Below are 22,497 nucleotides of genomic sequence, written 5' to 3' on the forward strand. Positions count from 1 at the left end.
TTGCTCGCCGGAAGGTGGGCCGGCTACCGAAGGCAGGCGTAGGACCCGCCACAGGAAGATTGCGGTGGAAGCTAGCGTGGAGACTTACTCGCTCTGGCCCGAAAGGCGCTGTACGCCGCGGAAGAGGCCGGAATGATCCAGTGCGCCGTCGCCACTAGCGACGGTGGAACCCACCAGCTGGGCCACTAGCGAACCCATCGGAAGCACCACACCGGCTTCTCGGGCGGCCGAGGTGACGATGCCCATGTCCTTGTGGTGCAAGGCCAGGCGGAAGCCCGGTCCGAATTCGCGGTCCAGGATCTTCTGGCCCTTCTGATCAAGCACCTTGGAGCCGGCAAGTCCCCCGCCGAGCACCTTCAATGCCGAGCTGGTGTCTACGCCATAGGCTTCGAGGAAGACCACCGCTTCGCTGAGCGCCTGGATATTCGCCGCGACGATCAGCTGGTTTGCGGCCTTGACGGTCTGTCCGGATCCGGAGGGACCAACTAGGACAATGGTCTTGCCAACTGCTTCGAGGACCGGCTTGGCAGCAGCGAAGTCCGCAGGTTCGCCGCCGACCATAATGGAGAGTACCGCGTCGATGGCTCCCTGCTCGCCGCCAGATACTGGTGCGTCCAGCGGACGCAGTCCGGCTTCACGCGCGGAGTTCGAAAGGTTCACCGCAACGTCGGGACGGATAGAGGAATTATCGATCCAGATAGCCCCGGATTTCGCGTGAGCGAACAGGCCCTCGGCACCGGTGGTTACCGCCTCGACATCAGGCGAGTCAGGAACCATGGTGATGATGAAGTCCGCGTCCTTGACCGCTTCGGCGATTGAGCCTGCCGCGTGACCACCGGCTGCGGTAAGCTCCTTGGTGGCTTTTTCGCTGCGGTTGAAACCGGTGACATTGAAGCCTGCGGTGACGAGATTCTTGGCCATGGGCAGTCCCATGATTCCCAAACCAATAAATGCAACATTCTGTGACATGTGATTCTCCAAAGTTTTTTGGCGGCCAGCAAGGCAGGCGAGTGGAAATTTAGGAGGCGTTAGCGCCTGCGGTGGCAAGCCATTCAAAGGCAGTCTGCGTGTCCTGCTTGTATTCCAGGGCTACCTTGCCGGTGTAGCCGAGCTGGCGGGAGCGTTCGATCCAGGCCATCAAGGGCAGATCGCCGGTTCCAGGTGCGCCACGTCCGGGTGCGTCCGCAATTTGGATATGGCCGAAATCTTTCGCATGGTTTTCGATGACCTGTGCGACGTCATCCCCGTTGACTGCCAGATGATAGAAGTCGGCCAACAGGGCTATATTGCTCTGCCCAGCAGCCTTGACCTTATTGACCACACTGAGAGCGTCGGCAGCGGTCTTCAGCGGGTAGGCCTCCGTGCCGGACACAGGTTCGATCAGTACGGTTCCGCCAATGCGTTCGACGCCGCCGGCGGCCACCAATAGATTCTCAAGGGCCAGCTCGTCTTGAGCCTGAGCGGTGGATTCGGCAAGCCGGTTTCCGTAGAGGGCGTTGAAAGCTCGGCATCCGGTGGCCTCGCCGATTGCGGTAACCACGTCAACATTCTCGCGGAACTCAGCGCTGCGCCCCATCCACGAAACTAAGCCCCTGTCCCCCGCTGGCATGTCACCGGCGAAGAAGTTCAATCCGTCCAGCTGCACTCCAGCATTCTTGATAGAGCCAATGAATTCATCTACCTGCTTGTCGCTCGGCACGGCGGAGTCAAATGGCCACCAGAATTCAACACTGTCGAACCCCGCCTGCTTGGCTGCTTCGGCGCGCTGATTGATGGGTAGTTCGGTGAGCAGAATCGAGCAGTTCAGAGTGTAAGGCACTGGATTTCCCTTCAAAACCTATTTCAAATATTCCATCTTGTGGAATGTTTGTTTTGCTTTATGAAAACTCTAAGTCGAGACCCAGATCACTGTCAACCCTCCGAAGCCCATCACTTGCCCCACCCTAGATAGAGGTACTCCGGAAGCATGTCGCCTGCAATGCAACGAAGTCCACCGAGGGCTAGGGGCGCGACATGGGGCTAATTACATCAATATTCCACATCTCGGAAAGAATTCATTTCGCATAACGGAAATTCAATTTTCCCTTGCGGAAATCTTGTGATGCACATTACAGTTGGGGCAGTCCTTCGACATGGCATATACCTCGCGAGCAATCAACCTCTGGAGCAGTCGTGAAAAAATCATCAACCGAAGACTTTGCCAAGGCAAAGCCGAAACCCAAAAAGCGCCTCTACAAATCATTGTTCGTTCAACTCGGAGTAGCGGTCCTCGCCGGAGTGCTCATAGGCCACTTCTGGCCCGCTGTCGGCTCCGAGCTCAGACCATTGGGTGATGGCTTCATCATGTTGATCAAGATGATCATCGCGCCACTCATCTTCCTGGTCATCGTCACCGGCATCGCTGCCGTCGGCGATGTGAAGGCGGTGGGCCGCGTGGGCATCAAGGCCCTGGTGTACTTCACCAGTGCAACGCTCTTTGCCTTGGTCTTCGGACTGATCATCGCCAACCTCGTCCAGCCTGGCGCAGGACTGAACATAGACCCCTCCACGCTGGACGACTCCTCGCTTCAAGAGAAAACCGGCGAAGCCAAGGGTGCTGCGGACTTCATTCTCGGCATCATTCCGGTCAGCGTAATCGGCGCATTTGCCGATAACAATCTGTTGCAGGTACTTTTCTTCTCGGTGTTCTTTGGCGCTGCCATTGTCGTCGTTGGCAAAGAGCGCTGCATGCCGCTCCTGGCGGTCTTTGAAAACGTCCTCGAATTGATCTTCAAGGTCATGAGCTGGGTTATGAAGGTCGCCCCATTGGGAGCTTTCGGCGCCATGGGCTTCATCATCGGCCAGTACGGCATCGAAACATTGGGCACCTATGCCAAATTGATCATTGCCTGCTACGTTGCGGCGCTGTTGTTCATTGGAGTGCTATTCATCATCGCTTGGACATTCGCCCGAGTCCCGCTATGGCAATTCATTCGCTACACCCGCGAAGAATTCTTGCTGGCGCTAGGCACGGCATCAACCGAATCGGTAATGCCACGCATCATGACCAAGCTGACTAACGCCGGATGCTCACGCGCCACCACCGGACTAGTGGTACCCACCGGCTACTCGTTCAATTTGGATGGCGCCGCTATTTACCTTTCCATCTCCCTACTCTTCCTGGCTCAAGCTTTTGGGCACGACCTGAGCTTCGGCCAGCAACTAGCCGCCCTCGGTGTGCTGCTGCTGACCTCAAAGGGGATGGCCGGCGTGCCCGGCTCCTCCTTCCTCGCACTTTCTGCCACCGCCGCGGCATTAGGAATCTTCCCGGTAGCCGGCGTGGCCCTACTGCTTGGCGCCGATCGCATCATGGACTCCATGCGCGTAGTCGTCAACCTGCTGGGGAACTGCGTGGCGACCTTCGTGGTCGCTAAATGGGAAGGCCAGTTTGACCGCGAAACCATGAAGAGAGCCTTCGCCGGCGAAATCACCAACGAAGACACCGCCCGCATGCTGGGCAAGGAAGAGGAATACGAAGCAGCCGAGCTCGCCCGTCTGGCCGCCGGCGAAAAACCTTCACCGAAGTTTGGCGGCGGACCCACCGCGGATGCCATTCCTGAAATTACGCTGCACAATCGCCAGTAAATACAACCGTGGTGTCCTGCATCCGGCCCGGTGCATGCTTGCACCGGGCCGGATGCAGGCTCTGGAACTCGGGAACCAATGCGCGGCAGCTACCCCGTACCCAGGGCCCGGCTAGTCAGTTAATTGAGCAACGCTTCAACTCTCAAGTCGTCGACTAAATACGACTTCTGGCTCAAAATACTAGTCAGCACGCACCCCAAAAAATTCCACAAAGTGAAATCTAGATTTTCTATTGCGGTAATGTGATCCACAACATACAGTTGGTAGACAATCGATGCGGCAAACATCTCGGAGTGAATTTCTCTAACTCAGGAGCAGCCATGAGCACGCAACTCATAGGGACTCGCGCAGAAAAGCCAGCCTGGCGACTGCAGCATGAAGCCCAGCCCGTGGTGGGCACACCGACCGAGTTCTATCTGAACTTCGGCCAGCCGATCTATCCGTAACGCGTTATCTCGCCCCCTCAGCGGGCAAACACGCAGCTTCTTCCATACGCATAGACCAGCATGTTTCAATCATGCGCACTGCAGGCAATTCGTAGTTTCAATCGCTTCTCAACGCCGAGAACAAACTTCGAATCCCAGTACGCACCTGAGAATAGGACCTCACCATGGGGCAAAATATTCCGGAGACCACCTCCGCGCCAACAATCATCACTCAATCGCAAAACGAACGCATTGACCCCTCCAACCCACACGAGCTAAGCGCCACGCTGTACAACGAAGATCTCGCTCCGACGACACGCACCGGGCGTACTTGGAGTTCATACAGCATCTTCACCCTCTGGGCTAACGACGTTCACTCTTTGGGTAACTACGCATTTGCCATCGGTTTGTTCGCGCTCGGAATGAGCGGTTGGCAGATCCTCGGGGCGCTGGGCATCGGAGCAATTCTCCTTTTCGCGCTACTGAATCTCTCGGGCTTCATGGGCGAGAAGACCGGTGTTCCTTTCCCCGTTATGAGCCGCATTGCCTTTGGCATCAACGGTGCGCAGATTCCGGCGCTGTTGCGTGGTGCCGTGGCAATTGCCTGGTTCGGCATTCAAACGTTCTTGGCTTCCCAGGTGCTCAGCGTCATGGTTATCGCACTGGCACCGGGCGCAGCTAGCTTGCAGGCGAGCAGCTTCCTCGGACTCGATACCCTTGGCTGGATCTGCTTCATAACTCTCTGGGCAGTCCAACTGGTGATTGTCAGCTACGGAATGGAAATGATACGTAAGTACGAGGCCTTCGCCGGCCCGGTCATTCTCGTCACCTTCCTAGCGCTGGCCATCTGGATGCTCTTTGAATCAGGGTTCAACGTCTCCATGACGACCGGGGAATCAAAATCCGGGCTGGACATGTGGGTCGGCATCTTTGGAGCTGCAGCCTTGTGGGTTTCCATCTACGGAACATTCGTTTTGAACTTCTGCGACTTCACCCGCGGCGCCACCTCAAAGAACGCTATCGTGCGCGGTAACTTCTTCGGCATTCCACTGAATATGTTGTTCTTCGGAGCCATAGTCGTGGTGCTCACCGGGACCCAATTCTCCATAAACGGCGCGGTCATTACCTCGCCTTCAGACGTCGTCGAAGCCATCCCCAACACGCTGTTGCTTGTTCTGGCCTCCGGTGCCCTGCTAATTCTGACCATCGCGGTGAACCTGATGGCAAACTTCGTGGCGCCAACCTACGCGCTGACCAACCTCTTCCCCAAGAAGCTGAACTTCCGCGCCGCCGCCCTGATCTCCGGCTTCATCGGTCTGGTGATCCTGCCATGGAACTTGTACAACTCCCCTGAAATCATCAATTACTTCCTCGGCGGGCTCGGAGCGCTCCTCGGCCCGCTATTCGGCATCATCATGGCCGACTACTGGATCGTGCGACGTGCCCGAATCAATGTCTTGGATCTCTACCGCACCAATCCGGAAGGCACCTACTACTTCACCCGTGGAGTCAACTACCGCGCAGTGCTTTCTCTAGCGATTAGCTCGGTCTTCGCTTTGCTTCTGGCATTCTTGCCCGCACTTCATGTTGTCGGACCGTTCGCATGGTTCCTCGGTTCGGGAGCCGGCGCAGTCACCTACCTGATATTGGCCAAGCGTCATCTGGACCTGACGGATATCGATGGCGAAGCCATCGCCGTCACTCCAAAGCACTGAATACTAAGGAACTAAACATGCGCATTCTCATTGTTAATGTGAACACGACGGCCTCAATGACTCACGCAATCGGCGAATCGGCTCGCAACGTCGCCTCGCCGGGCACCGAAATCATCGAGCTGACTCCAGATTTTGGTGCAGACTCCTGCGAGGGAAACTTTGAGAGCTACCTCGCCGCCATCGCCGTGATGGACAAAGTCGTCAACTATCCCGGAGACTACGACGCGGTCATCCAGGCAGGCTACGGAGAGCACGGACGGGAAGGACTTCAAGAACTCCTGGACGTACCCGTCGTTGACATCACCGAGGCAGCGGCCTCAACCGCACAATTTCTGGGTCACAAGTACTCGGTGGTGACCACTCTGGACCGGACAGTCCCGCTGATTGAGGACCGCTTGAAACTTGCCGGGCTCACCGACCGGCTGGCCTCGGTGCGCGCCAGCGGTTTGGGTGTCTTAGAGCTGGAATCCGATCCTGAACGAGCCGTCGCGGCCATCGTGGAGCAATCACGGCAAGCAGTGCTAATCGATAAGGCGGAAGTGATCTGCCTTGGTTGCGGCGGCATGGCCGAATTAGAGGCACAGGTCAGCGAAGCCACTGGCGTACCAATCGTTGATGGGGTGCGTGCTGCAGTGACCATTGCCGAATCCTTGGTTCGCATGGGCCTGAGCACATCAAAGGTGCGAACCTACGCAACTCCTCGCCCCAAGACGATCACCGGGTGGCCGATAAGCCGAGTAACCAGTGACTTGTCTGCCTGAGCCCGGGTACTTTGCTTATTGAGTGAAACCCAAGTTCCAGCTCAGTCTTTTCTCAGAGTGTCCATTTAGAGTCTTAAGTACCTCTTGAAGGTGCGAGTGATGACAAGAAGCCTCCAACGCGACAAGCGTTGGAGGCTTCACTCATATTCGCAGCCATTCAGTGTTTGGGAAGGGTCGGCCATTCTTCGGCCAAGAGCGCATAGGTCATGCCGTCCATCCATTGACCATTTCGGTGCAGTCCGTCGCGTTTGCTGTAACCCTCGCGCCGCATGCCCACTCGCTCCATGAGCCGCCAGGATGGTTCGTTCTCGGCGAAGCATTCGGCCACGACGCGGCGTAATCCCAGCGGCCCGAAACATAGCTCAATCACCCCACGTACCGCTTCGCTGGCATATCCGACGCCACCATACTGCGGGTTGAAGCTCCAGCCGATTTCGGCTTCAACGCCTCGAGTCGCTCCTGCAATTTCTCTTTGCCCCCAGCCGTCTTTTACTTTCACCATGACCGTCCCGATCAATTGGGCTTGGCCTTGTGCATCCAGTAGCTGAACTGCGACATCATGCGCATACCGCCTGGCCTCTAAGAATTGCTCCAGATACTGCGGGAAATCCTCGGCGCATGATGTGATCCAGCGTTGCACCTCGGGCAGCTTCCGGTACTCCCACGTCGCTTGCGCATCAGCAACCTCGAGCCGTCTCAGCGAGAGACGCTGAGTAGTCACGGGCCAACTGATTTGATCGAGAGAATCGTTCATGCTTGCATCCTAGCTCTGCGCATAGTGCCCATCTGCCGTGGCGGCAGCGGTTCATGACGGTAAATGAACATCCCGCAACAGGAAAAACTGGGAAATAAGAATAATTTAGCAATGCTTCGGTGCACTATATTGCTCGGATAAATAGCTTGGCTCACCTAACTAAACGCAGATAAGTACCTGAAAAATCCAAAACTCGGACGGGTAGACGTGGATTGAGTGAGCTAAGTAACAGCATGCTGGCTTATTCGATTTAGGTCAGCTTAGGCTAGGCTAATTATCAGATCACTCACTTGCGCGACCAATGCCGGTCGCCTGCCCTAAAGGATGACATGGCTTCCATGAAACTTCGCGCCGCAGCTTTGCTGGGCGTTGCAGCACTCTCCCTGACAGCTTGCGGCGCCAACGCTGAAGCCCCGGCAGAGTCCGCACCAGCGTCCACTTCCACGGTGACTTTCACTGACAACAACGGCGAACACACCATTAACACCCCTGCGAAGTCGGTAGTTGCAACCGACAACCGCACCTTCGAAACCCTCGAGGCCTGGGGCATCGAGCTGACCGCCGGCGCCGTGGCACTGATGCCAGACACCATCAGCTACGCCAAAAATGAAAAGGTCGTTGACCTCGGCAGCCACCGCGAGCCAAACCTCGAAGCAATTGTCGAGGTGGCCCCGGACCTGATCATCAACGGCCAGCGATTCACCCAGCACGCAGAGAAGATTTCCGCGCTGGCTCCCGAAGCAACCATCGTGAATCTTGACCCACGCGAAGGCGAGGCCTTCGATGCAGAGCTGAAGCGTCAGACCACCGTCCTGGGCGAGATCTTCGACAAGCAGGCAGAAGCCAAGGCACTGACCGATGACTTCGATAAGGCAGTTGCACGCGCCAAGGCCGCATACAACAAGGACGCCACGGTTATGGGTCTGATCACCTCCGGCGGCGAGATCAACTACTCCGCTCCGGGCAGCGGACGAAGCGTCGGCCCGGCCTTCGACATTCTAGGCCTCACCCCGGCACTAGTGGTCGAAGATTCCTCCACCGATCACGAGGGCGACGATATTTCGGTAGAGGCAATCGCAAAGTCGAACCCCGACTGGATTCTCGTCCTTGACCGCGACGGCGCGGTTGCCAGCGAGGAAGCCGGCTACACCCCGGCCGCTGACCTACTGAAGAAATCCGAAGCACTGGCGAACGTCACCGCTGCTAAGGAAGGAAACGTAGTGGTCATGCCTGCAGATACCTACACCAACGAAGGTATCCAGACCTACACCGAGTTCTTCAATGATTTTGCAGATGCGCTGGAAGCCAAGTAACCAGAACGCTGAATAGCGACTACGTGGCGGAGCCGATACCCGGCTCCGCCACGTAGTCGTATCCACCACACATCAAATACACGGCGGCACCATGACTACTACGACCCCTGCGGTCAAGCCCAAGGGCAGACTCCTTGAACCCAAGCTGATGCTTGGCATCCTCGGCGTCATCGTCCTGTTGGGCTTCTCCCTGTTCACCGGTGTCTACGACATCTTCGGCACCGATGACGGATCGGCGATGTTCGCCGTCACCCGCATCCCACGCACCATCGCCCTGGTTCTTGCCGGAGCCGCGATGGCTATGAGCGGTCTGGTCATGCAGCTGCTCACGCAGAACCGTTTCGTGGAACCAACTACCACCGGCACCACTGAGTGGGCCGGACTGGGATTGCTGACGGTGCTGATCATCAACCCGGAAGCCTCGCTGCTTGCCAAGATGACCGTGGCGATCATCTTCGCTTTCATCGGCACCATGGTCTTCTTCCTGTTCCTGCAGCGCGTCTCGCTGAAAGCCTCGTTGACGGTGCCCATCGTGGGGATCATGCTTGGCGCCGTGGTGGGCGCCTTCTCCTCCTTCATTGCCCTGCAGACCGACATGCTCCAGTCCCTAGGTATTTGGTTCGCAGGTTCCTTCACCTCGGTAATCCGCGGACAATACGAGGTGCTGTGGATCGTGGCCATCGTGGCCATCGCAATCTTCATCGTGGCCGACCGTTTCACCGTGGCCGGGCTCGGCGAAGAAATCGCCACGAACGTGGGGCTGAATTACCGCCAGGTGATGCTTCTGGGCACCGGCCTGATTGCGATTGCCACCGGTGTAGTCACCGTGGTCATCGGCAACCTTCCATTCCTGGGACTCATCGTGCCGAATATCGTATCCATGTTCCGCGGAGATGACCTGCGCAGCAACCTGCCCTGGGTGTGCCTTCTGGGCATCGCCATCACCACCGTCTGCGACCTGATTGGCCGCACCATCATCATGCCTTTCGAGATTCCGGTATCCCTGATCCTCGGTGTGCTTGGCGCGGTAGTCTTCATCTCCCTGCTCCTTAGGCAGCGTAAACTTGGCTAAGCTCATGACTCCCCCACGAACCACCCCCAAGCTATCCGCGCCGCCAATCTTTGGCCGGGCATCCGGCGCACTGCCGACGAAGAGGATTCGCGGCCGCTACTGGGCCATCTTCTCCATCATGTTGGTCTTGGCGCTTAGTTTCAGCTTTGGACTACTGGCATGGGACAACCCGATGCCAGTGGGTTCCGATGGCTTCTGGCTGATCGCGAAGATGCGCGCCAGCAGCATCCTGACCATGGCCATCGTCGCCTTCTGCCAGGCAGTTGCGACGGTGTCATTCCAGACGGTCACGAACAACCGCATCATCACTCCATCGATTATGGGCTTCGAATCCCTCTATGTGGCGGTGCAGACCGCTTCGGTGTTCTTCATGGGCACCGCCGGCGTAGTCGCGCTGCAGGGATTGTGGCAGTTCAGCTTGCAGGTGGCGGTCATGGTGATCCTGGCCTGCCTGCTCTACGGCTGGCTGCTCTCCGGCAAGCTGGGCAATATCCAGATCATGCTGCTGATCGGCATCATTCTGGGCGCGGGCCTCGGATCGATATCCACCTTCATGCAGCGCATGCTCGCTCCGAGCGAGTTCGACATCCTGACCGCGAAGCTGTTCGGTTCGATGAACAATGCGGATATGAGTTACCTGCCGGTGGCCATCCCGCTGATCCTCATCGCGGGATTCTTCCTGATCTCGAATTCCCGGAAAATGAATATCGTATCCCTCGGCCGCGATACCACCATGAACCTTGGCATCAATCACCGTTCCGAGGTGATGCGCACACTATTCTTCGTGTCGATCTTGATGGCGGTATCCACCGCGCTGGTCGGTCCGATGACATTCCTCGGCTTCCTCGTGGCGACTCTTGCCTACCAGCTGGCGGACACCTACGACCACCGCTTCATTTTCCCCGTCGCATTCCTCACCGGCTTTGTAGTGCTCGCCGGTGCGTACTTCGTGATGAAAAATATCTTCTACGCCCAGGGCGTGGTGGGCATCATTATCGAGGCCGTGGGCGGCGTGACATTCTTGATCTTCATCCTGCGAAAGGGCCGGCTGTGATTACCCTCAAAGAAGTACACAAGAAGTACAGCTCAGAGGTGGCCATTGGACCGGTTACCCTCGAAATCCCGACCGGCGGCATCACCGCCCTGGTGGGTCCCAACGGGGCAGGCAAGTCCACCATGCTCACCATGGTCGGACGCCTGCTGGGCATCGATTCGGGCAGCATCGAGGTCTCCGGCTACGACGTTGCTTCCACCGCTTCCAAGGATCTGGCCAAGATCGTGTCGATCCTGCGCCAGGAAAACCACTTCGTCACCCGGTTGACCGTACGCCAGCTGGTCGGCTTCGGCCGTTTCCCGCACTCCAAGGGACGGCTGACCCAAGCGGATGAAGAGATCATCTCCAGGTCCATTGATTTCTTGGACCTGGCAGAGCTCGAAGGCCGCTACCTCGATCAGCTTTCCGGCGGCCAGCGCCAGCGCGCCTACGTGGCCATGGTGCTGGCGCAGGACACCGAAACGGTGCTGCTGGACGAGCCGCTGAACAATCTGGACATGAAGCACTCGGTATTGATGATGCAGCACTTGAAGCGCGCGGCCCAGGAACTGAACCGCACCATCGTGATCGTGCTGCACGATATCAACTTCGCCGGGCATTACGCGGACTACATCTGCGCGATGAAGCACGGCAAGGTGGTCCAGTTCGGCACCCCGGAACGGATCATGAATGACGAAATCCTCAGCGAGGTTTTCGAGACGCCTGTGCAGGTAATCGACGGACCTAATGGCCCGCTGGCGGTGTACTACTAAGCGCGAAGCTTAGTATTCGAGCAGCTGGCAGTCACGCCGCGACCATAATTGGGCGGGTTCCAACGGTTGCAACATCCTGAACCTTCAGGATCTTGCGACGAACGTGCGGTATTCAACCCAAGAATCACCACTATCCACTCCAGGATCCCGTGGGGCCCGATCCACCAAGAACGAGAATTCACACTTTAGCGTTCACTATTACCCATTTTTCATTTAGAATGAAAATGCAGTTACGTTGAACATGAGGGATTGTGATGAACAGAGAACTCGCAGCTGGCCTACTCGAGCGATTCGAAGAGTTGGGGCTGAAAATCATTGAGAACACCGATTTCGCTCGCATATCTACAGATGATGCGCTGGCGGTAACGCTTGCTCATGAGCATGGTCAAGGTAAATTTCTTCTTGGGTACACCGATACCATGACTGCCACTTCTCAACAATGGCGCGACCGCACCCTAGACGGGAGTCGGAAGCTCCTTCTTGTCGGACCACGCATCACCGAACGAAGCGCCGAAATCTTCCGGCTACAGGGCGTTAACTACATCGATCAAGCTGGTAATGCATTTGTTAGTTTCAAAGGCGTTCATATTGATATCCGCGGACGACGTGCTCCACGATCATCCACTCCGCACTACACCCAGCTCAAACGCGGCGGCGTGAACCTCTTCAGCCTGAAACGATCCCAGATAATATTTGCCATCCTCACTTGGCCCGAATTACTCCAAAGGCCAATCCGACAGCTTGCCCGTGCCGCTGGAACATCCATCGGCCAGACGCAAGAGACATTAGAACTGCTCACTCAGTACGGTTTCCTAGATGATCGCAGGAAGCTGTCGTCCCATCAACGCGAAATCCTTATCGATCAATGGGCGGCTTCGTATCCCACCGGCCTTGGCTCACAGTCAAGAACGCATCACTTCGCCGGAGATTGGAGCAATCTGAAAATCAAGGACCAGACGGTTTACGTTGGAGGCGAAGCCGCCGCTCCAGTTCTAGTCCAGCCAGAAACTGTAGTACTTTATACCGAAGGTCTCCCTACGAGCTTATTGCGGGCACGCAGATGGCGGCGCGATACTGAAGCGCCCAATATATACATTCGTCAGAAATTTTGGGAAGCGCCGGATGAGCCAGATCATCCTGGAATTTATCAGGCTCCTCTACTACTCACGTATGCGGACCTCCTCGCGTCAAATGACGGTCGTCAACGTGAAGCCGCCCTTCAACTACGAGAATCATCTCTATGCTGAATCTGAACCGTGTAAACGTTCGTCTTTTCGACACGATTTCGCCAGTGATCGAAGAACTGACCTGCAATACTCCGCTTATTCCAGAGAACATTCTCCTCATAGGCGCTGGTAGTCGAGATATCATCCATTCTGCGCTTGGTCATGCTTTCGAGGTGCGATCTACGAGCGATGCGGACATAGCTATCGCCGTGAACGACTGGAAAATCACCGAGCGCATAGACGCCTTGTATCCGAAAAGCGGAAGCAACGGGATCCGTTACATAATTGCAAAAACTCCCGTAGACATCATGCCGTTTGGTGCCATAGAGGATCCAGAAGGTATCAGCTCCCCCGCACCGCGAGGCCAAGAACTTGTGGTCTTCGGATTCCAGGACGTCTACAGCCGATCTATCCCTCTCCTCCTTCCTACCGGACAGAACATACGACTGCCACAACCCGCGGGGTACGCAGCATTAAAAATGAGGGCTTGGATTGACCGCTCAGTCCACTACAGCAGCGATAAGGATGCAAAAGACCTCGCATTGGCAGCTTATTGGTACCAACATTCAGAAGAAATCAGCAACAGGCTATACGACACTGAAGTGGGATTAAAGTTGCTTGAGGAAAGTGACTGGGACCCGGATTTTGCGGCAATAAGACTGCTCAGCATCGATATTTCAGATCAGCTGTCTCCCACTAGTTGCATTGATCTAGCCTACCGCTGGAAAACACAGGACTTGGACGCCTTTGCACGTGACTTCGTACTGCCCTCGGGGGCAAAGTCCACGCCGAGTCTCGATCGACGCAGAAATCTAGTTTCAAATTTCCAGATCGTGCAATAACCGCTATACAGATGAAGGTTCAGATAAACCGCTGAACAACCTCGGCATGCAGCACTTGAAACGCACGGCCCAGGAACTGTTCCGCACCATCGTGATCGTGCTGCACGATATCAACTTCGCCGGGCATTACGCGGACTACATCTGCGCGATGAAGCACGGCAAGGTGGTCCAGTTCGGCACCCCGGAACGGATCATGAATGACGAAATCCTCAGCGAGGTTTTCGAGACGCCTGTGCAGGTAATCGACGGACCTAATGGCCCGCTGGCGGTGTACTACTAAGCCGGTGCCGGTTGCCTGGTCTTCAGTCAAGTCAGCCTTCGGTGGCGCTCGATGTAACTGGACATCCCTGGCGCTGTACAGGAGAGCCTTTGACGACGAGCGAGGACCGCACTTCGTACAGCCTCATCGCGATCCGCCGCCATGGCGTCCACGCGTTCTACTTCTGGCGGAGCCGACCGTTCCCCACGGGCATGAAATAATCCCGCATCCAACTGAGCCTTGCCCGGCTCGGTAGCTGGCTGTCCGCCCTAGGCTGGGAATGGGGATTCGGAGCCACAGGCCATATGGCGCTGCCGAATACTTGCAAGAAAATAGGGGTAGTTCCCGGCTTCAGCAATTAGAGCATCAAAAGCACCTTCGGCCAAATTCTACATCCGGTTCTACAGCACAGTTTTCCCGCTGCTTTTCAGTCAACTAAAGACTAGTAGACGAACGTACGAGAATCTCTTGACACGAGCTATGCGCTAGTCGATAGGGGCGATATCAGCATCGAGACCAGCCAAAACCCTGAGCGCGATCCGGCTCCGGAATCGTACAGGTTCGGATCTGGTTCCTTCTTGTACCTCGTGATCTATATAGATCTATATAGGACTATAAGTTTTTCCTATACTCAATTACCTTGCTTTAGAGGCATGCTGAAATCTAACGTCAAAACCGACGTGGAACACCGCCAGTCAAGGCATTTTGCAACCGTAGGCAGCTGGCACAGATCCGCGGAGCCAAACCGAACCATCGTGATGCCGCATTTTCCGTTCCGCTCTGTGGACGTGGCTATGGAAACCATTGGTGCAGTAGGTGGTCCTGATCTCGTTCCCTGTGCTTTCACCGACAGGCGGTGCCGTCCGGTAAGGACCAGGCAGCACCGCCCATAGTTCAAATGAGTCCGGAGCGTCGGCAGGTGGACCCTATTCGCTTCCCAGATCCACGCCGAGAATCAGGTCATCCTCCGGTCCGGGTGTCCCCCGGCCATCGGTGTTGTTGGTCAGGAACCACAGCTCCCCGTCCGGGGATTCCGTGACATCCCGAATGCGTCCGTACTCGCCGTCGTAGTGGTCGGTGAACGTGGCGGGATCCGCAACCGGAACCGCGCGTAGCACCGTTCCGCGCAGGTTGGCGATGAACAGCGTCCCGTCAATGTGGGTCATGCCGCTGGGGCTGGCCACATCCGGGGCCCACTGCTGCACGGGATTCGTGAAGCCTTCGGCCTCCTCAATGCCCTCGACCGTCGGCCACCCGTAGTTGGCCCCGGCGGTGATGATGTTCAGCTCGTCCCAGGTGTTTTGCCCGAACTCGGTGGCAAACATCGTTCCGTCCTGAGCCCAGGTAAGTCCCTGCGGATTGCGGTGCCCATAGCTGTAGACCAGGGAGCCAGCGAACGGATTGTCTTCGGGAACGCTGCCATCCGGGGTCATCCGCAGGATCTTGCCGAGCAGGGAATCCAGGTTCTGTGCCTGGCCGGCCTGCCCGGCGTCACCCACGGTGGCATAGAGCATCTTATCCGGGCCAAAAGCCAGGCGGCCGCCGTCGTGGTAGCTCGCCGAGTCGATCCCGTCGAGAATAGTCACCGCATCGCCGAGGGCCAGCGCCCCGGGTGTTCCCGTGATATCGAAGCGCTGGATCCGATTTTCCCCGGCACCCGTGGAGTAGACGTACAGCCGTCCTTGATCATCCACCGCCATACCCAGCAGTCCACCCTCACCGGAGCCGGCCACCCCAGGGACCGTCCCGATGGCCCGGGAGCTTCCGTTTTCGGCCAGTTCCAGGATGCGGGCGCTGTCGCGTTCGCTGACCAAGGCCGTTCCATCACGGAACACCACCGACCACGGTGCTTCCAAGCCGCTGCTGACCACACGCGGGGTGCCAGTGGGCGCCGCTTGCCCGGCTGGTTCTGTCGACTGGGATGTTGACGGCGATGAAGAAGCGGCCGGAGCGGTGGCTGGGGGCTGGGCCGGAGGCGTCGGAGCGCATGAGCTCAGCAGGAAGCTGATCCCCGCTCCGGCGGCCAGCACCGATGCTGTTCGTAGTTTTTTCAAGGTCTTCTCCTGGGTATTGGCTCGTCGGCCCGTGGGGCCGGCGGAATGTATGGTGGGCGCTCCGCCTGTTCGGACCGGCGGTGCATGCCGATGCGCCGGGGCTAATCGACAAGTTCGACGGTGATGTTGCTGCCCTCGAGGAGTTCCAATTGTTCGGCAGTGGCGTCATAGGTCCCGAGGTGGATGGTTTGGTCCGAGTAGCCGATGCCCGAGGTGTTGTAGTAGAACCCGAGGTTTCCCCATGGTTTGAAGTAGATCAAGTCCCCGTCCACGGGGTCCGATCCCGGAGAGCCTTCCGTCACCAGCTCCCGGGGCAGATCCGCGAGCTTTTCCCGTCCCGCGAACTCCTCAACCGGCACGGTGAGCGGAAGCATCGAGAGAAAGTCCCTGGCGGTGGGGTTCTCCGGCTTGATGGTGACATCGACGGACGTCTGCCCCGAGGTGAAGCGCACAACTGGCAATTGTGCGGCTGGCGCTTCCGAGGCCGTTGATTCCGCGGCGGATGCGCTCGGGCTCGTCGAGGGTGCAGATGCGGTGGACGGCGACGTGCTAGGCGTGGCGGCTGGCGTTGGTGCCGTGCTCGTTGGTGGGGTCGAGGGGTTGGTTTCCCCGATCTGGGTGCATCCGGTCAGGGCCAGCAACAGTGCCAGGGATCCGGCGATGATGTGGTTTCGACGCATTCGTCGTGCCTTTCTCTTGTGTCTAGCGCCCACTGCACTGCGCTCGATTTCGTTCGTTGCGAGAGGCTCAGCGGCAGATGAGGCTGCGTGCGCCTTGATTGCTTGAAGGGATATGCTGCGTGTCCGGTCGCAATTCGGCGAGCGGTGCGTGAGACACAATTTCGCCTCACTTGGTCCGGACTTTACCGGGGAGGAAAAGCATAGCGGCGTGCGGTGAAGGCAATAGCCAGGGCTACGGCTGCCAGCGCGACCATCAGGACGGGTAGGACCAGTCCGTCGGCGGTGCTGATCAACACTGCGCCAACGATGCCCGCGAAGAAGATGGCGACATTGAATGCGACGCCGAGCAGGGAATTGGCGACATCGGCGTTCTCACCGCTGGCGGCGCTGATGGCCGACTGCAACTGCGGTGCCGCCCCACCGAAGGAGATGCCCCACAGGGCAAGGGCCACCAGTACGGCAATCAGGGATTGGTTGCCGGCGATGAAGATGACGCCCGCGATGAGGAAGATCGAGAGGCTGGCCAGCACCAGCGGTCGCGGTGCGCGGTCAATGAGGGTACCGGTGATCCAGATGCCGATCAGGGCGGACACCCCGAACACCACCAAGGCCACATCAACCGTGAGGGAGGCATTTGTCGTGCGCAGATAGGAAGCGATATAGGTGTACACGGTATTGTGCGCCAGCATCCACGCGAAGATGACCACGAGGATCACCGATACCCCGGGAATGGCGAACACCCGTACCATCGGGATCTGGGATTCTGCGCGCTGGCCGGGGGCATCGGGAACGATTGCCAGTGCGAGCAAGCCGGTGAGAATCGTCAAGACCGACAGTGCCCAGAAGGCGAAGCGCCAGTCAAAGGTGGTGCCCAGCCACGAACCGAGGGGCGTGCCCACGGCCAATCCGAGCGGGGTGCCGATCGAGGCGACGGCCAAGGCCCTGCCAGCGAACTTCGCCGCCGAAATCCGGCGTGCGTATCCGGCCATCATTCCCCACGCCAAACCGGAAAAGGCACCGGCGGCGAATCTGGCGGCCAGGGACAGGATGATGTCGTTAGAGAAGCCCGCGACGATATTCGCCAACAGGAAGCCCAGAATGCCGGCGAGGAATACCGGCTTGCGCCGCATCCCGCGAGTCAGCGCGATGGCAGGGATCGTGAGGACCACGGTGCCCAGCGCGTAGGCGGTGACCATTTGACCAGCAGTGGCTTCGGCGATGCCCAGCCCGCTGGCGATCTGCGGCAGCAGACCCGCCGGCATGGTTTCGGTGGCAATGAGGATGAACCCCATGAGCGCCATGACCAGAAGGGCCGGCAGTGGCAGCCGGTCCTGAGCCACTGCCGGGAACCCGGGCGTGGGCGGTGCCGCTTCGGCAAGCCCGGTTGCTGCTGCACCGGGTGCGGGCGTGGCCGCTTCGCTTTCGGCGCGGCTGCCGGGAGTTTCTGAGGTCAAAGTCTTTTCGTTTCTTCGTATTGGTTGCTGTCGCTTGCATCTGCGCGTGTACTGGTCGTTCTCTCCCCTTCATCAAACAGCAGGTTCGCCCAATGAGGGAGACCGCGTTGTGAGAGGTACCATCGGTGCCCCCTTCGGCAGCGGGCATCATGAACCCATCCGCGAACGATGCGCGGCCGAAACCGTGCCGGCGACCGGGATCAACTCTGCTAGTTCTGCCAAGTTGAGTAGTCCGTGTAGCCCTTGGATCCCTCGGTGTAGAAGGTGCTGTGGTCCGGTTCATTCAGCGGCAGTCCTTCTTGCCACCGGCGGACCAGGTCCGGGTTGGCCAGTGCGGGCCGTCCCACGACCACGGCATCGGCCCAACCGCCCTCGGTGAGATCAAGGGCGTCCTGCAGGGAGGTGACAGCGTTGAATCCGGTGTTCAGGATGATTCTTCCGCCGAATCGAGTGCGCACCTGCTGGACGAGTGTGCCGGAGGGGTCGGTGTGCAAGATGCTCAGGCCGGCCAAGCCCAGCGGTGCGATTCCTGCCGCCACGGCCAGGTAGGTGGCCAATGCGTCCCCGTGATCCGAGTCCAGCGCGTCCTCGATGGTGTTCTCCGGTGAGATTCTCAGCCAGGTCTTGTTCGCGCCGATTTCCCTGGCTACAGCGGTGACCGTTTCGACGGTGAGCCGTGCCCGGTTTTCCGGGGTGCCGCCGTATCCGTCGGTGCGGGTGTTTGCCGAGGAGGAGAGGAACTGGTGGAGCAGGTAGCCGTTCGCACCGTGGATTTCCACGCCGTCGAAGCCTGCTTCGATGGCGTTGGCGGCGCTTAGGACAAATTCTTCGATGATGCCCGGCAGTTCCTCCGTTTCCAGGGCCCGCGGGACCTCGTAGGGGATCTTGCCCTCGTAGGTCCTAGTTTGCCCGTTGATGGCGATGGCGCTGGGGGCCACCGCTTGCTGGCCGGTGATGCCGGAATTGGCTACGCGGCCCGCATGCATGATCTGGGCGATGATGCGTCCTCCCTCGGCATGGACCGCGTCGGTGACCTTGCGCCAGGCTTCAACCTGTTCCTTGGTGGCCAGGCCGGGCTGGCGGACGAACCCTTGCCCGCTGAAGCTTGGGTAGATGCCTTCGGTGGTCAGCATCCCCATGGATGCCCGCTGCCGGTAGTACTCCACGACGATGTCTCCCGGGACACCATCGCGACCCGAGCGTGAGCGGGTCAGTGGGGCCATGACGAGGCGGTTGGGAAGTTCGAGGTCGCCGAGGGTGATGGGGGTGAAAATGCTCATGGAATCTCCTGATTCAGGATTGTTGTTGTTGCCGCTCGCGCCTTGGTTGGGACACGGGGTGGGGCTAGGGGATGCGGGATGTTCAGGTGGGGCGCCGCGTTTGGCTGCCATAGAACGGCAGCTGCGAATTCCTCGCCTGTGCCGAAACGCGCCATCGGGATCAAAGCTGTGGCACCGGTGGGATCGAGTTCCCCTCCGGAGATCATGCGGTCCACCATCGGGGTGGAAATCGTACCCGGGTCAGCTGGGCAAGGTTAGACAAGAACCCACGGACGGGTGCGTGGATGATGACTCCGCGCATGGGGCACTCCTCTTGGTTTTCGGTTCTGCTGTCCATATAACAACACCATCAAATGATCCGCTGCGGGAGTCCCTGTTGAGAGTGGTACTCACGGGGCCTCCCCCAAGGCCCCGAGCTCGTCTACCGTGGAAGTATGGATAATCGAGCAGAAGTGCGGGAGTTCCTTTCGTCGCGCCGGGACAAACTCACCCCGGAACAGGTGGGCCTTCCAACCGGCAACAACCGCAGGGTCAAGGGGTTGCGCCGTAACGAGGTTGCGACCCTGGCAGGGGTGAGCATCGAGTACTACACACGCATTGAACGCGGTGCCATCAGCGGGGTCTCTCCGGAGATCCTCGACGCACTCGCCAAAGCACTGCGGCTCGATGATGCCGAACGCGCTCACCTTTTCGACCTTGCCCAGGCGGCGAGCCCTGTGGCCAGGCCTGCTCGGCGACGGAACCCCAAGACCTGGCTGGCCCACCAGTCCCTGCAGTGGGTGCTGGACGCTGTGACGGCGGGACCGGCGTTCGTCCGGAACGGACGTATGGATATCCTCGCGGTGAACCCCCTGGCCCGCGCGTTCTACAAGGATGTCTACGATATGCCGGGCCAGCCGCCAAACATCGCCAAGTACACGTTCCTCGATCCCCGGGCACACGATTTCTACCCCGATTGGGAGCTCTTCGCGGAGGTCACCGTCGCCATCCTGCGCACCGAAGCCTCGCGCGATCCGCATAACAAGGAACTCCATGACCTCATCGGGGAGCTCAGCACCCGATCCGACGATTTCCGGCGGCGTTGGAGCGCGCACAACGTCCGGCACCACGGAGCAGGATCCAAGACCTTCAACCACCCGGTCGTCGGGGAAATCACCCTGGCCTACGAAGGCCTGGAAATGGCGGCCGAACCCGGCCTGACCCTCACGGTTTATGCCGCGGAGCCCGGCTCCAGCTCCGAACAAGCACTGCGGCTTCTCGCCTCGTGGGCAGCCACCGAAACCGGCGAACGGGCCGCCTCCGCCGCGGCCAAGGAGCCAACCGACCGCTGAGCCCTGCGTCGACGACCAACCGCAAGACCGACAAAGGACTCATCTGCATGAATATCGAACTGACCATCAACGGAACGCGCGTTGACGCCCAGCTGCATGATCATCCGGTGGCGCACGAACTGGCGGGGCTGCTGCCTCTCGATCTGGAATTCGACGATTTCAACGACGTTGAGAAGGTTGCGGACCTTGGCCGATCCTTGACCATGGATGGAGTGCCCCGCGCGGATGCTCCCGGCCCCGGGGAAATCGGCTACTACGCACCTACCCGGGGTCTGGTCCTGTACTACGGCAGCCCGGGGAAATGGCCCGGACTCGTGCGCATGGGACGTTTCGACTACGACTTGAATGCGCTGCGCGCGCTCCCGGACGGCACAAGGATCCATTTCTCAATGGTTCCCGTCCCCAGCGCCTGACCCGTCCATTGGGCCGATGATCTCCCGTGCTCCCGCAAGGCCATGCACTTCCCTGGAATCGTGAACGCCGACCAGCAGAGGGCGCCTAACCGCTACACAAACCCGCGAACCCTTTGTCAAGCAAGCCACCGGTTGGCTCGGCGCTCCGAAGCAGAAAAACCCCGAGAAAGAGGACAACATGAAACGCCCATACGTCATCATCCATACCCACACCTCAATCGACGGAAACATCGACGGAATGGACCTGCCCGCATTTGAAGCCGGCAGCCAGCTCTACCAAGATCTCGCGCTGACCCCCGGAAAGCAGGTGCTCAACGTCGATGCGTACCTCAACGGCAAGACTTCAACGGAAGACAACATCACCCATTACAAGGTGCCCGAGGTGGACAAGAACGCCGCGCAGGTCCCGGCCGGAGACTACATCGCCGAGCCCGATGCAGGGATGTACTACGTGTCCATCGACCCACGTGGGGAGCTCGCGTGGGTAACCAATACATTCGGCTACGGCGGCGTCCCGGCACATTTCCTTGAAGTGCTCACCGATAAGGCAAGCAACGCATACAAGGACTTCCTGCGCCGCAAGAACATCTCCTACATCATCGCTGGCACCGACCAGGTCGACTACGGTGTCATGCTGGCCAAGCTCGCTGACCTGGGTATCAAGCGCCTCATGGTGGGCGGCGGCGGCACCATCAACTGGTCTTTCCTTCAACAAGGTTTGGTGGATGAGGTCAGCATGGTGTTGGCCCCCATCGCCAACGGCGACCCCGAAGCCCCGCGCTTCTTCACAGCTCGGGAACCTTACAGCACCGTCAGTCCCGTCGCCCTGCAGCTCAGCAGCGTGGAGGACCTCGGTGACAGCATCGTTTGGCTGCGCTACACCGTCAAGCACCCCACCCCATAAAGCTCACCTGCCAGCAGAACACGAAGCAAGGAGCGTCACGAGTACCGTTGTCATCAGTGGAGCCGGCCACGTCAGCCTCTGCGGCCAGGTCAACACCATCCTCTGGGACACAAGCCCGATTCTTTCGTCAAGAAAAGCCTCTAACCCATAAACGGCGCGGCCTTCACCACTGAGGGCCGCGTCCCGTTGATGCCGGGGTCAGAAGGTCGCCTCGAATCAAAAGCGACCTTCGGACCAGTTGCCCCCGCGATAGCGTCAACAGCAGGCTCACCCGTGTTTTTCCCTACAGCGCCCGTGCAGTCAGGGCAGGAAGTTGCGCCGCTCGGCTAGCGGGTGTGCTTCGACCGGTTAGTTTCCTTGGACAGACTGCAGATTGAAATTGTCAGTGTCTGCCGGCGCCAAACAACTTCTTTTTGCCCGCCTGCCGTAGCCAAATCCTCAGCACGTTGTGCCGGAGTTTTCTCTTGAGCCATCCAGTCAGATACCAAACTCTGGAGGCCTTGAAGTTCGATTTTTCGTTTTATCACGCGCACTCCATAGCAGGCCCACGGCGTCTCAGGGGTTCCGGACGTCGGCGATTTCTT

At 58.7% G+C, this 22,497-nt stretch carries 20 protein-coding genes and 1 pseudogene; 14 read left to right on the plus strand and 7 right to left on the minus strand.

All coding sequences use genetic code 11. The annotated features are described in order from the left end of the window. Window positions 1-84: 84 nt before the first annotated feature. Window positions 85-969, minus strand: coding sequence for a 2-hydroxy-3-oxopropionate reductase (locus tag LG294_RS17195; protein WP_404287905.1), 885 nt, complete (start codon window positions 967-969; stop codon window positions 85-87). 49 nt (window positions 970-1,018) lie between these two features. Next, on the minus strand, window positions 1,019-1,819 hold the full coding sequence (locus LG294_RS17200) for a hydroxypyruvate isomerase family protein (protein WP_404287907.1): 801 nt from the start codon (window positions 1,817-1,819) through the stop codon (window positions 1,019-1,021). Window positions 1,820-2,172: 353 nt separating this feature from the next. Between LG294_RS17200 and LG294_RS17205 the strand changes: the two genes are divergently transcribed. The 4 genes from LG294_RS17205 (at window position 2,173) to LG294_RS17220 (ending at window position 6,525) form a co-directional block, all read left to right on the plus strand. Continuing rightward, a complete protein-coding gene (locus LG294_RS17205) occupies window positions 2,173-3,624 on the plus strand; it encodes a cation:dicarboxylate symporter family transporter (protein WP_404287909.1) in 1,452 nt (483 codons plus the stop codon). A 320-nt stretch (window positions 3,625-3,944) separates the two neighbouring features. After that, window positions 3,945-4,070, plus strand: coding sequence for a hypothetical protein (locus LG294_RS17210; RefSeq protein ID WP_404287911.1), 126 nt, complete (start codon window positions 3,945-3,947; stop codon window positions 4,068-4,070). 164 nt (window positions 4,071-4,234) lie between these two features. After that, entirely contained in the window at window positions 4,235-5,764 is a 1,530-nt protein-coding gene (locus tag LG294_RS17215; RefSeq protein WP_404287913.1) for an NCS1 family nucleobase:cation symporter-1, read from the plus strand. 17 nt (window positions 5,765-5,781) lie between these two features. Then, on the plus strand, window positions 5,782-6,525 hold the full coding sequence (locus LG294_RS17220; RefSeq protein ID WP_404287915.1) for an aspartate/glutamate racemase family protein: 744 nt from the start codon (window positions 5,782-5,784) through the stop codon (window positions 6,523-6,525). Between the two features lie 157 nt (window positions 6,526-6,682). Here the strand turns inward: LG294_RS17220 and LG294_RS17225 are convergent, their stop codons facing one another. After that, the gene (locus LG294_RS17225) at window positions 6,683-7,246 is read right to left on the minus strand and encodes a GNAT family N-acetyltransferase (protein WP_404287916.1); all 564 of its coding nucleotides are present in this window, start codon (window positions 7,244-7,246) and stop codon (window positions 6,683-6,685) included. Between the two features lie 362 nt (window positions 7,247-7,608). Between LG294_RS17225 and LG294_RS17230 the strand changes: the two genes are divergently transcribed. The 7 genes and pseudogenes from LG294_RS17230 to LG294_RS17260 form a co-directional block, all read left to right on the plus strand. Continuing rightward, window positions 7,609-8,592 (plus strand): siderophore ABC transporter substrate-binding protein, encoded by a 984-nt coding sequence (locus LG294_RS17230; protein ID WP_404287918.1) that lies wholly within the window; start codon window positions 7,609-7,611, stop codon window positions 8,590-8,592. Window positions 8,593-8,683: 91 nt separating this feature from the next. Beyond that, window positions 8,684-9,664, plus strand: a complete 981-nt coding sequence (locus LG294_RS17235; RefSeq protein WP_404287920.1) for an ABC transporter permease — start codon at window positions 8,684-8,686, stop codon at window positions 9,662-9,664. A 4-nt stretch (window positions 9,665-9,668) separates the two neighbouring features. Continuing rightward, complete coding sequence (locus LG294_RS17240) at window positions 9,669-10,718, plus strand: iron chelate uptake ABC transporter family permease subunit (protein WP_404287922.1); 1,050 nt, start codon at window positions 9,669-9,671, stop codon at window positions 10,716-10,718. Beyond that, the gene (locus LG294_RS17245) at window positions 10,715-11,470 is read left to right on the plus strand and encodes an ABC transporter ATP-binding protein (protein ID WP_404287924.1); all 756 of its coding nucleotides are present in this window, start codon (window positions 10,715-10,717) and stop codon (window positions 11,468-11,470) included. The genes LG294_RS17240 and LG294_RS17245 overlap by 4 nt, the downstream gene beginning before the upstream one ends. A 254-nt stretch (window positions 11,471-11,724) precedes the next feature. Further along, window positions 11,725-12,717 (plus strand): type IV toxin-antitoxin system AbiEi family antitoxin, encoded by a 993-nt coding sequence (locus tag LG294_RS17250; RefSeq protein WP_404287926.1) that lies wholly within the window; start codon window positions 11,725-11,727, stop codon window positions 12,715-12,717. Continuing rightward, on the plus strand, window positions 12,711-13,538 hold the full coding sequence (locus tag LG294_RS17255) for a hypothetical protein (RefSeq protein ID WP_404287927.1): 828 nt from the start codon (window positions 12,711-12,713) through the stop codon (window positions 13,536-13,538). Before LG294_RS17250 ends, LG294_RS17255 begins: the two co-directional genes overlap by 7 nt. 22 nt (window positions 13,539-13,560) lie before the next feature. Beyond that, a pseudogene (locus LG294_RS17260) lies at window positions 13,561-13,818 on the plus strand (iron ABC transporter ATP-binding protein); the annotation flags it as partial. A 905-nt stretch (window positions 13,819-14,723) separates the two neighbouring features. Here LG294_RS17260 and LG294_RS17265 read toward each other — a convergent pair. From LG294_RS17265 to LG294_RS17280, 4 genes are all read right to left on the minus strand, one after another. Beyond that, window positions 14,724-15,851 (minus strand): PQQ-dependent sugar dehydrogenase, encoded by a 1,128-nt coding sequence (locus LG294_RS17265; RefSeq protein ID WP_404287929.1) that lies wholly within the window; start codon window positions 15,849-15,851, stop codon window positions 14,724-14,726. 101 nt (window positions 15,852-15,952) lie between these two features. Further along, entirely contained in the window at window positions 15,953-16,531 is a 579-nt protein-coding gene (locus LG294_RS17270; protein WP_404287931.1) for a cyclophilin-like fold protein, read from the minus strand. 182 nt (window positions 16,532-16,713) lie between these two features. Continuing rightward, complete coding sequence (locus tag LG294_RS17275; protein WP_404287933.1) at window positions 16,714-17,985, minus strand: MFS transporter; 1,272 nt, start codon at window positions 17,983-17,985, stop codon at window positions 16,714-16,716. 209 nt (window positions 17,986-18,194) lie between these two features. Further along, entirely contained in the window at window positions 18,195-19,265 is a 1,071-nt protein-coding gene (locus LG294_RS17280) for an alkene reductase (RefSeq protein WP_404287935.1), read from the minus strand. Between the two features lie 434 nt (window positions 19,266-19,699). Between LG294_RS17280 and LG294_RS17285 the strand changes: the two genes are divergently transcribed. From LG294_RS17285 to LG294_RS17295, 3 genes are all read left to right on the plus strand, one after another. After that, window positions 19,700-20,596: a helix-turn-helix transcriptional regulator gene (locus LG294_RS17285; RefSeq protein WP_404287937.1), complete on the plus strand. Its 897-nt coding sequence runs from the start codon at window positions 19,700-19,702 to the stop codon at window positions 20,594-20,596. A 47-nt stretch (window positions 20,597-20,643) separates the two neighbouring features. Next, a complete protein-coding gene (locus LG294_RS17290) occupies window positions 20,644-21,009 on the plus strand; it encodes a cyclophilin-like fold protein (protein ID WP_404287939.1) in 366 nt (121 codons plus the stop codon). A gap of 178 nt (window positions 21,010-21,187) precedes the next feature. Beyond that, window positions 21,188-21,913: a dihydrofolate reductase family protein gene (locus LG294_RS17295; protein ID WP_404287941.1), complete on the plus strand. Its 726-nt coding sequence runs from the start codon at window positions 21,188-21,190 to the stop codon at window positions 21,911-21,913. Window positions 21,914-22,497: the final 584 nt, after the last annotated feature.

The organism is Glutamicibacter arilaitensis, assembly GCF_044793945.1.
Classification (GTDB): Bacteria; Actinomycetota; Actinomycetes; order Actinomycetales; family Micrococcaceae; genus Glutamicibacter; species Glutamicibacter arilaitensis_B.

Bases quoted from the DNA above. Each gene is read 5' to 3' on its own strand.
- LG294_RS17195 (WP_404287905.1), bottom strand. From the start codon at position 969: ATGTCACAGAATGTTGCATTTATTGGTTTGGGAATCATGGGACTGCCC.
- LG294_RS17210 (WP_404287911.1), top strand. From the start codon at position 3,945: ATGAGCACGCAACTCATAGGGACTCGCGCAGAAAAGCCAGCCTGGCGA.
- LG294_RS17215 (WP_404287913.1), top strand. From the start codon at position 4,235: ATGGGGCAAAATATTCCGGAGACCACCTCCGCGCCAACAATCATCACT.
- LG294_RS17220 (WP_404287915.1), top strand. From the start codon at position 5,782: ATGCGCATTCTCATTGTTAATGTGAACACGACGGCCTCAATGACTCAC.
- LG294_RS17230 (WP_404287918.1), top strand. From the start codon at position 7,609: ATGGCTTCCATGAAACTTCGCGCCGCAGCTTTGCTGGGCGTTGCAGCA.
- LG294_RS17235 (WP_404287920.1), top strand. From the start codon at position 8,684: ATGACTACTACGACCCCTGCGGTCAAGCCCAAGGGCAGACTCCTTGAA.
- LG294_RS17240 (WP_404287922.1), top strand. From the start codon at position 9,669: ATGACTCCCCCACGAACCACCCCCAAGCTATCCGCGCCGCCAATCTTT.
- LG294_RS17250 (WP_404287926.1), top strand. From the start codon at position 11,725: ATGAACAGAGAACTCGCAGCTGGCCTACTCGAGCGATTCGAAGAGTTG.
- LG294_RS17255 (WP_404287927.1), top strand. From the start codon at position 12,711: ATGCTGAATCTGAACCGTGTAAACGTTCGTCTTTTCGACACGATTTCG.
- LG294_RS17270 (WP_404287931.1), bottom strand. From the start codon at position 16,531: ATGCGTCGAAACCACATCATCGCCGGATCCCTGGCACTGTTGCTGGCC.
- LG294_RS17280 (WP_404287935.1), bottom strand. From the start codon at position 19,265: ATGAGCATTTTCACCCCCATCACCCTCGGCGACCTCGAACTTCCCAAC.
- LG294_RS17285 (WP_404287937.1), top strand. From the start codon at position 19,700: ATGGATAATCGAGCAGAAGTGCGGGAGTTCCTTTCGTCGCGCCGGGAC.
- LG294_RS17290 (WP_404287939.1), top strand. From the start codon at position 20,644: ATGAATATCGAACTGACCATCAACGGAACGCGCGTTGACGCCCAGCTG.
- LG294_RS17295 (WP_404287941.1), top strand. From the start codon at position 21,188: ATGAAACGCCCATACGTCATCATCCATACCCACACCTCAATCGACGGA.